This window comes from Prevotella illustrans, from assembly GCF_017426725.1.
GTDB lineage: Bacteria > Bacteroidota > Bacteroidia > Bacteroidales > Bacteroidaceae > Prevotella > Prevotella illustrans.
On sequence record NZ_JAERMS010000054.1, the window covers coordinates 1 to 13,538 of the forward strand.

Consider the following 13,538-nt stretch of genomic DNA (forward strand, 5'->3'; position numbering starts at 1 on the left):
CTCCCATAAACGATTGACAGATTTATATGGCTTCATCGCTTGCAGACTTGTCCCCCACAAATTATCGAGTGAGCCGTTTTTTGGAAACAGGTTCACAAATGACGAAACCTATAAGAGCCTTCTCCCGCCCATTGTTTTACCTTCCTACGCAAACAGCGACCTTCGGTTCCCATCCCAAGGAAGGAGTACTGATAGAGAGGAATTGAAATATGAAGTGCAAAAAGGTAAGCTGTCTACACTTCACATTTCCCACTTCACACTTCACATTATCTTTATATCAAAAACATTGTTTATTATAATGATCTAAGATATAGTCTCTGCATTCTTCCATAAGCCATTTGGGAGTGCTCGTTGCTCCACAGATTCCGACAGTTGCTACTCCGTCAAACCATGACATATTGATTTCTTCCGCACTTTCTATCTGGAAGCTGTTGGCGTTTATTCTTTTACATTCGTGGTATAGAACCTTGCCATTTGAACTTTTTCGGCCACTGACAAAGAGTACGACATCGTGCCGCGAAGCAAAAGTCGAGATATTGGGCATGCGGTTGGCTACTTGTCGGCAGATTGTATCAAAGCTCTTGAACTCCGCCTCTTTGGCTATATGCTCTTGAATATATTCTATAATGTGATGAAATTCGTCAAGGCTCTTTGTCGTCTGTGAATACAGATAAATATCACGGTTAAAATCCAATAACTTTACATCGTCAAACTTTTCTATGACAATGGCTTTACTTCGGGTCTGTCCCACAAGCCCAAGAACCTCTGCGTGTCCGTTCTTGCCAAATATGACAATCTGCCTGTCTTCTTTACTGTTACGATCCTCTTGGTTACATTCGTATTGCTTCTTGATACGTTTTTGTAGCTGAAGCACTACCGGACATGTCGCGTCAATTATTTCTATATTGTTTTTTCGGGCTATTTCGTATGTTTCCGGAGGTTCGCCATGGGCTCTCAGCAAGACCTTCACATCGTGTAATTCTTTCAGCTGTTCATGATTGATGGTGATGAGTCCCTGCTCGTGCAAGCGTTCCACCTCCATACCATTGTGCACGATGTCCCCCAGACAGTATAGCGTTCCTCCCTTTGATAATTCTTCCTCTGCCTTTTTAATAGCCGTTGTGACACCAAAGCAAAAGCCGCTTCCATCATCAATTTCTATCTGTATCATACTTATTTTACATTGATGTTGATAATTACTTTCGGATGTTCTGGATCGTTGGTAATCATCAGTACGCGCGGACGTTGTACTTTCCGGATATCACGTGTCGCGGCGATTTTGAGTTTGGCCGATTCTCTTGGAGCTATCTTTGTTTTGTTTAGCGCGACCTCAAGTCCCGTCGTAAACATTTGAAGATTTCGAATTTCAAGCGTGGTTTGTCCCGCGTTGAAAATTTCAATCATTCCTTTCAGCTTTTTCTTCTCATGAAATTCCCCTAAGTCCAGATTCTCTGTGCTCAATTTCAATTTGGGCGCTTGAGCCAACTCTTCCCTTGTCATATTTTGGAATGATGGCAGCAGTACGGCCGTAACAGGGAGTTCTGTCTCTGAAGAAACCTTTTCCCCTGGCGCGAATCCCAGATAGACACTCGTCTGCGATAATCCCAGGTCGCGTAGCTTTTTGGTATCAAGCGTTAAAATGACCTCACCTTGATGACGAGGCGCGATCTTTGATGGCGCAATTTCTGCCGTTAGATAGTTGGGCAGATGCATCACCTGCGGCTCTGCCACCTGATCCCCATTATTATATATATGTATTTTGACGGATGGTCTGTCGCCACGGTTGATGTCGTCAAACTCGATTTGATTCTTATCAGTCTTCAAGTCTCCCAAGTCGTATGGATAGTTTCCGATATAATCTTTCAGCTCGTCGACAACAACACCGCGTATTTTAAGCATTAATGGTCGTTTCCTGTCGTTTATATATAAGCCTATTTCTTTTTGAAAATGGCCGAGTGTGGCCGCGTCATACGTGGCTTTCAGAATATATTCTTTACCGCCCGCTATTGTTTCATTGGCGTACGCAACCGTCGTACAGCCGCAGCTGGTGCGTACCTTTTCTATTCGTAAGGGCTTATATCCTTTATTAGTTAACTTAAATTCCACCGTGACAGGATTTCTGTAGAGAACCTGTCCCACATTAATAGATTCTTTTTCAACAGATAATTTCTGTGCCACGCCGCTCAATGAGCTGACGACCAGTAATGAGAGTAATATTGCTTTCTTCATAATTATTTTACTTGTAGCTTGAGAGCTTTGGTACGTCCTGTGTATTCCGGACTGTACATGCAGCGTGCCGTGCAGGTTCCTGTCGAGTAATCTCCGGCCTTGTCTATATAATAATCAGCCTCAAGAACATGAGTGCCTTTAGCCATCATGTCATAATAATAATAAGTGGTCTCATCTTTGGCACTATAATAATAACCTTGGCTGTAGCCACTGAGTTGCCGTACGGGTTCCATACATGCCGCACGATGGTCTGCTACTTGCACAAAGTCATAGTCTCTATCAGCTGTAATCGTTATTCTTACCTTAATTCTGTCGCCCACTTTTACGTCCTTATTGGGCGTAATAACCTCACGTTTCACGCTTATGCCCATGGTGGCGTCGGCTATGTCGGCCGCTTTTTGAGTAAATTCCGCGTATACGGCGCCCCAGGCAACTCTGTCCGCGTGATTTTCAGCCGTGAACGTTCCGAAATGACTACCCGTTTGTCGTGCCTGCACATACCCTGTGCCGGGTACGGCAGCCGTTGTTGTTAAAACGGAATTGTTGAGTTTGAGCGTAGCCGGTGCCGTGTTATCAGTCAACGTTGCCAGGTTTCCGTCTACAAAAGCGTAGACAGCATTGACACAGTTGATCGGCGTGTCCCATTGTTGGGTGCGTTTGCTTTGCAACAGCCAGCGTTGCATTTCCGTAATGGTCTGTCTGTCATCGGGGGTAACCAACTTTAAGGCCTCTATCGCTGCCACTTGAGTCGGTATCTTGTAATCGCACCAAGAATAATAGGCCTTGCGCGTATCGTAGTAACGCCCCATTTCTTCTTTATATACAGAATACTGTTTGAGACTGTTCAACTGCTGCCGGGCTTCCGCTTTCTTTCCGGAACGGCCGAGGATGACAGCCATCGTAGCTTTTCCGTAAATGGTGAGGGCGGTAGGATGGCTCTCTATCAGCTTCAGGAGATATTGATAATCGGCTTTCCATTGGTTTTGCCGGCGAAGCGCGCACAGATACAGATACTGAATAGCGCTTTCACTGGGCAGCAGGTTCTTGGCTCCTTCTTTCTCCCAGGTCTTGAGTTGGGCCACTTCCTTGGCGATTTCCGTTTCGAGATAGCCCATGCCGGCCTGCAGAATCTTCGCCGTGGCGTCGTTTTTCTCGCCTGTCATCATGCCCAACCGCTCCAATATGGTACAAACGGCGAGGGTAATATGGAGGCTGCCGGGACCGTTTTCCCACCAGCAGAAAGAGCCGTTGGCTTTCTGTAGTTTCTTGATTTGCGTAAGATTTGCGTCAAGTCGGTTCTTGATCGTGTTGGGATCAAGATAAGAGAGCAACTGCTCTTGCCGTTCGTTTTCCTTTAGGGCGTCTTGCAGCCAAGGCGTATTTTCCTGTTCTTGGTTTATGGTGGCAAAAGCGCTCTTGGCTTCCTGCTTTGAAGAAAGACTCCAAAGCCTGATTGTCTCGGCTATTTTGGGATTGCCGGAAATGATACGCTGCGCAATGCTATTGGCATAATAGGCAACCGCTTGCGAGATAGCGTTCTCTGTTTTGTCGGCGGCTACCGTCGGAAGCGTCTTGATCATCAGCCAGGCGGGATTATTGGTATATTCGATTGTGAGGCGGTTGCCGGTTTCTTTCACAGGAAACAGTTTGTCCACGTCAATCGTTTGTGTTCCGGCGTGTGTCTGACTGAAAGCCATCGTATTCATAACGTTCTCCTTGTCGGCGAGAATGGGGAGGTAATGCTGTTCTCCATCGCTGAAATTCACACCTTCCACCGTCATTCTGCAAATGAGAATGCCCGCGTCCCGATTGCTCATTACATACTCGGGACTGAATGTGAACGCGGAGGCGACAGTCTCTTTGGGCTTAATGGCGACGTTCTTTACCTGTGAGAACACTACTTTCTCATCCTGTGGATCGATGAGTTGCATCGTCAGCTTACCGCTTTGTGCCTTGTCGGTGGTATTTACGATTCGGCAACTGAGCTGCGGCCGGTCGCCAATACGCACGAAACGTGGCATGTTCGGCATGACCATCAACGTCTTCTGAGCGACGGCTTCGGCTTGATGAAGGCCGTAATTCATCGTCTTGTCATGAGCAAAGCCCATAAACTTCCAGGTTGTTACACTTTCGGGAAGCGTGAAGCGCAGGCTTACTTGCCCTTGATCGTCCGATTCCAGAGCCGGATAGAAGAACGCGGTTTCGTTGAAGTTCTGCCTGATTGTGGGCGTCTGCGACCGCTGTGGAGTCTCTTTCGCGTCCTCGTCCTCTGTATCCGTATCGGCGGCTTGGCCTTCCGAATCGTTACTAAGAGCATCCGACCCCAACATGGTAGCCATTCCCGCCCGGCTAAGCGCCATGCCTTTGGCGTAAGCCTTGCCTGCGATCCGCTTTCGCGGACTGCCTGTCGCTTCCGCGTATGCCATCATCGGATAGCTGATATACATGTCGTCCCAATTTAAGACGAACGGATCAATCTTCGTGAAGTCCAGCAACTTCTCCTGAAGCGCGTGGAAAGGTTCTTCTCCATAGAGGTTTATCGACTGGGTGCGGTTGCCCAACCATGGACCAACATAGGGCAAACGGCGATAGAGTGGCAGGCTGAAAGTCCAGCCGTGTGGGATGATGTCGTCCAAGCTCTTGTCATAGAGCACGGCCATCAGCTGTGCCTTGGCGGCCTTTCCCTTACTGTCGGTTATCCGGAGCTTCCATATTTCGTCCTGACCGGGTTTCAGCCGGTCGCGGAACGTAAGCCACTTCATGTTCAAAGTCTTGTCTGGCAACGGCTTTTCAAGGCGCGCCTGATGCGTATAGCACTTGCCATCTTTGACCCATGCCATTGAGATGACGATGCCGTCGCCGTATTCTTCCTTATATTTAAAGGTACGCGTGCGCACTTCTTTATTGAGGTCAACATGTCCTTGCTCCAATAATTTGTGGTCGGAAAATATGTTATAGACCACATGCACATGCTCGTCGCTCGATCCATACTGCACGGCCACCGCATGGCCGTCGGCCGGAAAGGCCTTGTCGGATATGACAAACCAGTCGTGGGTGGCGATGGGAGCGGTCTTGTCTTTGAACGAGTAGACGACAAAAGAGTGCTTGAGCGTATCCGTTCCGCAGGTTGCCAGCAGCTCGTGGCGACCCGATTGCAGATTTAATTTGTTGAGCTCGATATCCCGGTTGGCTGCCGCGGCGTATGTCTGACCGTCAATTTGATAGCGAACGGAAGCCTCTATCTCTTTTTCCAGCAAGTTGGTATAGGTGAACTTGAAGGTTCCCAACCGCGATTTGTCCAGCCGATCAGCAAGGTTTGTGCTGAAGATTGTTGTACGATTGCTCAGTGGCAAGGTGGTGGAAGCTTCGTGGCTTTCACCCGCCATGTCGGTGACGACGGCCTGAACGACATAATTGTAGTAGAGCGCTTCATCCTTTTTCCCTTCGGGCAAGAACAATGGAACACGGGCAAAAAAATTGCCTTCGGCGTCGGTTACGGTTGTGTCCGGCGCAAAGGTATATACGTTTGCATTGTATCGACGGGTCCAGAAGAAGCGCGGTCGGCGTTGAATCCTCAACTTCACGGTAGCTCCGGCAACGGGAATGCCCGCGAAGCTCTTGGCGACGCCTTCCACCTGAATGGTATCTCCGCTGCGATAGTCGCTGAGATAAGGACTGAAAGCGACGTCGAAAGTAGGACGCTTGTATTCTTCCACACGGAAAGCGCAACGTGCTTGCCGGTCGGCCGCAACCGAGAAGTAGCCCGTCAGGCCCGTGCGGGGCAATATGAATTCGGCCGAGGCCGTGCCATAGTCGTCCGTCGTGACTGTTTTCTCTCCCTGCACCTTATCGTTCGCGTCGCGCAGTGTCAACTTAATGGTTTTTCCGGCAGCCACTTTCGTCTCATCGTTCTTGTGCTTAGCGGTATAAGCCACCGCTGAAACTTTGACCGTTTGTCCCGGACGATACAAGTTGCGGTCGGTAAAAAGCCCCACGTTTAGCTCAGAATTATCCGATTCGTTTGAGAAACTAATCTGGCCATTGGCATACATTTTAGGGCGGAACTTATCGTTTTCGGTGAAAACCATCATATAACCAACTTCCTCTTGACCCGTATAGATGGCTTCGCCATTGCGGTCTGTGGTGAGAGTTTTGATGACCTGATCTTTCAGCAAGCGGATATGCGCGCCGGCGACAGGCTGTCCCGACGTTGCGTTTAAGGCGACGAGTCGCAACTGATGATTGGGAAGTGGCTGAGCCAAAGCCATCAGATTGCTGACGTGCAGGAGGGCTCTCTCGGGCTTGACGTCCTTGTTGTCGGTTGTAAATTCTATCAGATACACACCTGTAGCCAGTCCGTCTATCTGCATCGAGTCGCAGCATACCTTATAGGGCGGCTGCCCTACATATCTGTGGGTGAGCGTCGAAGTCGTATTGGTCAACAACAGGTGGCTTATCTTAGCATAGTCATTTGCGAGATTGGGGTCTAACTCCAGCACATGGCCGGTGTTGAGGCGGGTGACAGACATCGTAATCGATTGCAAATTGGTGATTTGTCGAATATGAACCATTTTCGGTTTATTCGGCAATAGGATGTCTCCGTCAATCTCCACGATAAAACTCGGTAGGGTAAGACGCTTCTGCGCGTTGCGTAGAATATTCATTCGAGGCCATGCGCCCCAATGACTCAAGGCATAGTTGATGTAGTTGTACTTGTCGGTCGCTGTCGCGTCGGTGGCCCGGTCCATGAAATTATAACGCTCGATGGCCAGCTCTCCCGCTACCGTCAGGTCTTTATAGACATTGATCAGTGAGTCGATCGTTTGCGAATATTTTGACTTCCGTATCTCTAAGATATCGGCCTCCCTGTCTTGTTGTATCAGTTTGAAGGCGCAAAGACAGGCTGCCGATCTGTTGTTGTGCGCGGTATACCATTGATACATGGTCTGAAAATCACCGGCCTCAAATCCGATAACGTGCAGAAGGTCGTTATAAAAGAGATGGCTGTCGGCCCCTTCACAAAGCAGTGGCTCATAGTTGTCAGCCTTTGTAGCGGCCAACTTGTCGGGATGGCTCATGGCTTTTTTAAACCATCGCTTGCTTTCGGCTTGGCAATCTTTGCCGGGAAAGTCTATGGTGGCATAGATTTTCCCCAACGCGCATTGATAAATGGAAGCCAAAACGAGGTCTTTATGTTCAGCCGCAACAGCTTTAGCTTCCAGCTGTTGAAGCGAGAAGGCGATTGAGTCCGGTGAAATGCCGGCTTTAACCTGTCCTATTTTGAATTCTGCCTTCAGCAGATGACCGTATTTTCGTTCCGTCTTTGCTTTGTGAGCTATTTGGTTGAGGATGATAAGTTCATCTGTGGGCAAGTCTTTTCGTTCTGCTTCTGTGCATTTTTTCCACAATATATTATAACTTTGAGCAGTACCGATAAGAGGCAACCAAGTGAGAATCGTGATTAGGACAATGAGTATTTTCTTCATTTTTTGCAGTCTGTTTACACATTATTATATATTGCAAAGGTAGAAATTTTTATTTGTAAAGCCCAAGATAATCTGATATTTTTGCAATTTGAAACAGTACATGAAATTGAATTTGCCAACTGCCTTTGTAAATATTTATAACCATAAAAACGACCTTTGCGAGAGGCGCAATTAGGTTGTAAAATCACGCGAAAGAACCTGTTGGAAGCTGAAAAGGGAGCGATGAGGAGGTAAAAGTTATGCTATGATGAGGCAAAAGCAGTGCTTTTGCAAGGTAAAAGGATAGCTTTCAGGAGCTAAAAAAGCTCCTTTGAGAGACTAAAAACGACGTAATGAGAGATAAAAAGCGGCGCTTTAACGAGAGCGAAAAAGACAAGTGATTGATAATGAGAGGATTATAAAAACGGCGTAAAATCGATTATTTCGGGCCAAAATATTTTTGTTTGAAAATAATCGAACTGTGAAGAGTTGTTTGTAAAGATATTTCCGGGTATCAAGTGACAGGTAGCGGGCGATACCGGATGGTTGTCTGAGGCTGTTGGGTGATAGGTGTTCGGTGGTTGATGTGTGGCAGTTCATTTTCAAATAAAGTTAAATGATAAATGCGTTTTTTGCCTACACGAATATTATATGTATTTTTGCAAGTCATAATGATATCGAGTATTGGACTTATGAAGAAGATATTAGCCTGTTTCTGCCTGTCGATTGTGCTGATGGCAGCAAGCGCTGTGCCTGTGTACGCTCAGCAAGTGACGCCCAAGACACCGGCCACTGCCGTTCTGAAAACGCAAAAAGCTGTTGACGATTCTGCCGCGACAGATCGTCCGGCAGCCGACTCCGCTATGCTGGTACAGGATGATTCAAGCGTGCAGAACGACGCTTCCGAGGTAGCCGAAGATAAAAGTTTTCACCAGCTGTTGAAGTCGAAGTTCATCGAAGGTAACGCCGGATTCATGTCGTTGGTAGCCTTGGCGCTGGTCATAGGATTGGCTTTCTGCATCGAACGGATCATTTATCTGAGTCTGTCGGAAATCAACGCCAAGAAGTTCATGGCCGACTTAGACGATAAATTGATGGCGGGCGACATAGAAGGGGCCAAGACCATGTGCCGTGAAACGCGCGGACCGGTGGCTTCCATCTGCTATCAAGGGCTGTTGCGGGTAGGCGAATCGATTGACAACATAGAGCGTTCGGTGGTGTCTTACGGCACGGTGCAGTCGGCCAATCTGGAAAAAGGCTGTTCGTGGATTACTCTTTTTATCGCCATGGCGCCCTCGCTGGGTTTCCTGGGGACGGTTATCGGTATGGTGATGGCTTTCGACCAGATACAGACGGCCGGCGATATCAGCCCGACGATTGTAGCTTCGGGAATGAAGGTGGCCTTAATTACAACCATTTTCGGTATCATCGTGGCCTTGGTTTTGCAGATTTTCTATAATTACATCCTGTCGAAGATAGATCATGTCACGTCGCAGATGGAAGAATCGGCCATCTCACTGCTCGACTCTGTCATGAAGTATAAACTGAAGAAATGAAGTTGACGCAAATCATCCATTGGCCGGCGGAGAAGATTTCGCAACGCGTGCTTTATCTTCTCATGGGGCTGGTAGGCATCGTTTTCCTGCTTTTCTTTTTCGTGGGATTTGACCGGCCCTATATGGAAAATCCCGATTTCAACGCTCCTCTCTTTACGGATGCGGTCTTGTTGCTGGGGATTCTCTTCCTGTTATTGGTTGTTGTGCTGGTTCTGGTCCGTGGTTTGCTCGACATCAGAAAGTGGCATGGTGACGGCGAAGGCTACGAAAACAACGTGCCCCGGCGTAAGATAACACATGGGTTGTTGGGAGGCCTTTTGGTGATTGTGACGCTTTCGGCTTTCGGCGCTTCTGCCGAACCGTTGCAAATCAATGACAGGCTGTTTTCGGACCGCTTATGGCTGAAGGTTGCCGACATGTTTATTTATACCGGTCTGGCTTTGTTGGTAGCGGCCATAGCTGCTGTTAGCTACGGCGCGACACGTTATAAACGTAAAGGAAAACCGAAATGATGTTTCGCAAGCGCAATCGCCGGGTTCCGGGGCTCAACACCACTTCGACGGCTGATATATCTTTCATGCTGTTGATATTCTTTCTGGTGGCTTCGTCGATGGATATCGACAAGGGACTGACCCGCCAGTTGCCACCTATGGAGACCAAACAGGAGCAGAAAGCTACAGAGGTGAATAGACAGAAATTGCTCCAATTAAGGATTGACGCGGCCGATCAACTCCTTGTTGATGACAAAGTCATGCCGATGAATCAGCTTCAAGGGCGTGTCGAAGAATTTCTGCAGTCGTTGGGAGCCGACCATCTGATTGTGGTTGCCGCTGATCCGGCTTCGAGTTATGACTGCTATTTCCAATTACAAAACAGTTTGGTGGCGGCCCATCAGCACTGGCGCGACCGGATGGCAAGGAAGATTTACGGGCGTGGCTTTCGTCGTCTGGCAACGGTAGAGCGCGATAATATCAGAGAACGCTGCCCCTTGCATGTGACCGAGTCTATTCCGGAAAATACGAAAGGAGGTGATCGATGAGCAGATTTCGTAGGCCGCGACCTGAAATGCTGGGCTTGAACACCGCTTCTTTACCCGACCTGATCTTTTCGGTACTCTTCTTTTTCATGATCGTGACACACATGCGCAAGGTCACTTTGAAAGTGAAGTATCGTGAACCGCAAGGCGTTGAACTGACACGATTGACCAAGAAGTCGGCCGTCACCTATATATATATAGGCAAATCATTGCAAGGGCAAGGCCATTCGGGTAAAACCGTGATTCAGATGAACGACAGGCTCGTGACGCCGGCTGATATCGCAGACTACCTTTCGGCAGAGCGTAGCAAGATGGCACCCGAAGACCGGCAGCTGATGACGGTGTCCATCAAAGCCGATCGTGACACTCGGATGGAGGTAATCAACGAGGTGAAGCAGGCGCTGAGACAGGCTAAGGCGTTGAGAATAAGCTATTCGGCTACACAAAAGAAATAGAATCGCACGGTCAACGGCATTTTTTTGACTTTCCCAAGGTTGAGAATGTCGCTGATAACGATATTTATATTGACCACACGACGGGAAAAAATCTTGCCGAATTGCATTAAAAATTTCATTTTCTACAAATATTACAGCGATTTTCTGTATATTTGTAAACCATCAAAAACAATTCACATGCGAAAAGCCATTACATTCTCCTTTCTATTTTTCTATATAACCGTGGCGTTTAGCGGTCCCGCTAAACCGAATCAATGGCAAAATCTCCTACTCAAAAACGGACGCACGGTAAGTGTACGACTGGCGGGCGACGAAAATTCACGTTTTTATACGGACGTCGAAGGTAATAAATATAACGAAGACGGCTCTTCTTATACCGACGCGGAAACCTTTCCCGGCAGTTTGCCCAAAAGCAGAAGCGGTAAGATTGAGGCTAAAAGAATGATTCGGTTGAAGAACAACCAGGCCCAAGCGGTGAATATCGGCAAGAAGAAAGGTTTGATTTTACTGGTCAATTTCAAGGACGTGAAATTAAATCCGACCCATACGATGGAGGTGTTTGACAAGCTGGCCAACCAAGAACAATATAAGGAAGGAGACATCCAAGGCAGCGTGCACGACTACTTTCTGGCACAAAGTAATGGCAAATTCGACCTGACTTTTGACGTGAAAGGCGTGTATGAATTAAGTCATGACCGCAGTTATTATGGTGGCAATGTAAAGATTGGCAACCAATACGCCGACCGTCGCCCCGGAGAGATGATTGCCGAGGCTTGCAAACTGGCCGCTAAAGACACGGACTTCAAGAAATATGACTGGAATCAGGATGGCGAAGTCGACCAGGTCTTCGTCATTTACGCAGGCAAAGGTGAGGCAGACAAGGGCGGCAGTGAAACAATATGGCCCCACGAATGGGACCTGGAAGACTCCGACTATGGCCGGAAGCTGGCCATCAGCAGCGTATTTATCAATACGTATGCCTGCGGCCCCGAGCTAAATGGCGACGGAGAGCTGTGCGGAATAGGTACAATCTGTCATGAATTCAGCCATTGCTTAGGCCTACCCGACTTTTATGACACCAGCAACCAAGGCGTAGCCGACATGGGGGTGTGGTCGGTGATGAGCTATGGCTGCTTTGGCGGCAACGGGCACCGGCCCTCGGGGTTCACGGCCTATGAGAAATGGCAATGCGGCTGGCAAAATCCCACACTCTTGCAGAACGATACTACCATCACACGCATGAAGCCGATGGACAGCTATGGTGAAACATTCATTATCAGAAACGAAGCCTATCCCAACGAGTTCTACCTGCTGGAAAACCGCCGGCAACAAGGCTGGGACGCCGATCTGCCCGGCAGTGGGCTCATGATAACCCACGTGGACTACGACGAAGAGACCTGGAAGAACAATCATATCAATACAGACAACGCACATCCACGCTGCACGCTCATCACCGCGGACGGACAAAAACCAACCTATACATTCAAGTCGACGGGAGAGAATACGCACAATCTTTATCCATTTAATGATATTGACGAACTGACCGAGACATCAAATCCTGCGGCAAAGCTCTACCAGCCCAATATAGACGGGTCGCTATTCATGCGCAAAGACATTGTTCGGATAGTTCAACAGGCCGACTCTACCGTTACATTCCGAATCAAAGCGCACGAAATGAAAGCGCCGGCAGAAAACGACACCTTGTTCTACGAGTCGTTCAAAGACTGTCGAGGAACAGGAGGAAATGACGGACGATTCAACGGACACATTGCTTCGAGCAAAGTGTATACGGACCATCCCGGATGGGTTTACAACACAGGAGGAGCCGGCAAAGGCTGCATGAAAGTGGGCAGCAGCACCCTATCGGGCCAACTGACTTCACCGGCGATCACCTTCAATGGCGAATATATACTACATGTAAGGTTAGCCGTGTGGGTGAAAGACGGCACATCCGTTGACATACGCTTAGATGATAAGCCTCTGCATGTTGCCCAAAACATCAGCAGCGACCATTTTACGACTTTCACGTTTCCCATTACGGCGCATGGAAACCACACCTTGACATTCATTGGCAGCAAGCGCTTCTTTATTGACGACGTGTGTGTCATAAAGAAAAAAGCAGCGACGGCAATCCCTGTTCTCCATCAAGAGAAAACGAAAACAGCGCCGCGCGTCTATGATTTACGGGGAATTTATCGTGGTTCTTCCATCGACAACCTGCCGGCAGGAATCTATATCATAAATGGAAGAAAGATAAGGAAATAAGAAAGCCGCGTGTTAAAGTTTTATAATTAACAAAACATTCGGCAAATATTCATTAAAAGCACTTGACACGCATGCGTTTAATGAGTACCTTTGCACGCCTTTCAAAACGAGGTATACGTATATCACACCCTATTTTTATCCAGGTTGGCAGCAGATTTTCACTTTCAGGATGATAACCTTGGTAAGAATGAAAGAAACAGGTAAAAAGAATGAGACAACTAAAGATTCAGAAGAGTATTACAAACCGCTCCAGCGAGGCATTAGATAAGTACCTTGTTGAGATTGGCCGTGCCCCACTTATCTCCATTGACGAAGAGATTGAACTGGCACAAAAGATCAAAAAGGGTGGCCACGAAGGTGAACGTGCCAAGGAAAAACTGGTAACTGCCAATCTGAGATTCGTGGTTTCTGTTGCCAAACAATACCAACACCAAGGCCTTTCGCTCACCGACTTGATTGACGAAGGCAACATTGGTCTAGTGAAAGCCGCGGAGAAGTTTGACGAGACTCGTGGATTCAAATTTATCTCGTA

At 47.9% G+C, this 13,538-nt stretch carries 9 protein-coding genes; 6 read left to right on the top strand and 3 right to left on the bottom strand.

All coding sequences use genetic code 11. The features are described from left to right. Window positions 1-277: 277 nt before the first annotated feature. The 3 genes from JHU38_RS11450 to JHU38_RS11460 are packed head-to-tail and all read right to left on the bottom strand — an operon-like array spanning window position 278 to window position 7,715. Window positions 278-1,171 (bottom strand): 4-hydroxy-3-methylbut-2-enyl diphosphate reductase, encoded by an 894-nt coding sequence (locus tag JHU38_RS11450; protein WP_107581182.1) that lies wholly within the window; start codon window positions 1,169-1,171, stop codon window positions 278-280. 2 nt (window positions 1,172-1,173) lie between these two features. Beyond that, window positions 1,174-2,229: a DUF1573 domain-containing protein gene (locus JHU38_RS11455; RefSeq protein WP_107581183.1), complete on the bottom strand. Its 1,056-nt coding sequence runs from the start codon at window positions 2,227-2,229 to the stop codon at window positions 1,174-1,176. A 2-nt stretch (window positions 2,230-2,231) separates the two neighbouring features. Next, entirely contained in the window at window positions 2,232-7,715 is a 5,484-nt protein-coding gene (locus tag JHU38_RS11460) for an alpha-2-macroglobulin family protein (protein WP_107581184.1), read from the bottom strand. A gap of 671 nt (window positions 7,716-8,386) precedes the next feature. Here JHU38_RS11460 and JHU38_RS11465 point away from each other — a divergent pair. The 6 genes from JHU38_RS11465 to JHU38_RS11490 all read left to right on the top strand — a co-directional run. Continuing rightward, window positions 8,387-9,250, top strand: a complete 864-nt coding sequence (locus JHU38_RS11465) for a MotA/TolQ/ExbB proton channel family protein (RefSeq protein WP_107581185.1) — start codon at window positions 8,387-8,389, stop codon at window positions 9,248-9,250. Beyond that, on the top strand, window positions 9,247-9,762 hold the full coding sequence (locus JHU38_RS11470; RefSeq protein WP_107581186.1) for a hypothetical protein: 516 nt from the start codon (window positions 9,247-9,249) through the stop codon (window positions 9,760-9,762). Before JHU38_RS11465 ends, JHU38_RS11470 begins: the two co-directional genes overlap by 4 nt. Next, the gene (locus JHU38_RS11475; RefSeq protein WP_317196022.1) at window positions 9,759-10,289 is read left to right on the top strand and encodes an ExbD/TolR family protein; all 531 of its coding nucleotides are present in this window, start codon (window positions 9,759-9,761) and stop codon (window positions 10,287-10,289) included. Before JHU38_RS11470 ends, JHU38_RS11475 begins: the two co-directional genes overlap by 4 nt. Further along, complete coding sequence (locus JHU38_RS11480) at window positions 10,286-10,741, top strand: ExbD/TolR family protein (protein ID WP_107581187.1); 456 nt, start codon at window positions 10,286-10,288, stop codon at window positions 10,739-10,741. Before JHU38_RS11475 ends, JHU38_RS11480 begins: the two co-directional genes overlap by 4 nt. 177 nt (window positions 10,742-10,918) lie before the next feature. After that, on the top strand, window positions 10,919-13,006 hold the full coding sequence (locus tag JHU38_RS11485) for a M6 family metalloprotease domain-containing protein (RefSeq protein WP_158267267.1): 2,088 nt from the start codon (window positions 10,919-10,921) through the stop codon (window positions 13,004-13,006). Between the two features lie 209 nt (window positions 13,007-13,215). Continuing rightward, on the top strand, window positions 13,216-13,538 hold a 323-nt coding region (locus JHU38_RS11490), incomplete at its 3' end, for a sigma factor (RefSeq protein WP_317196023.1).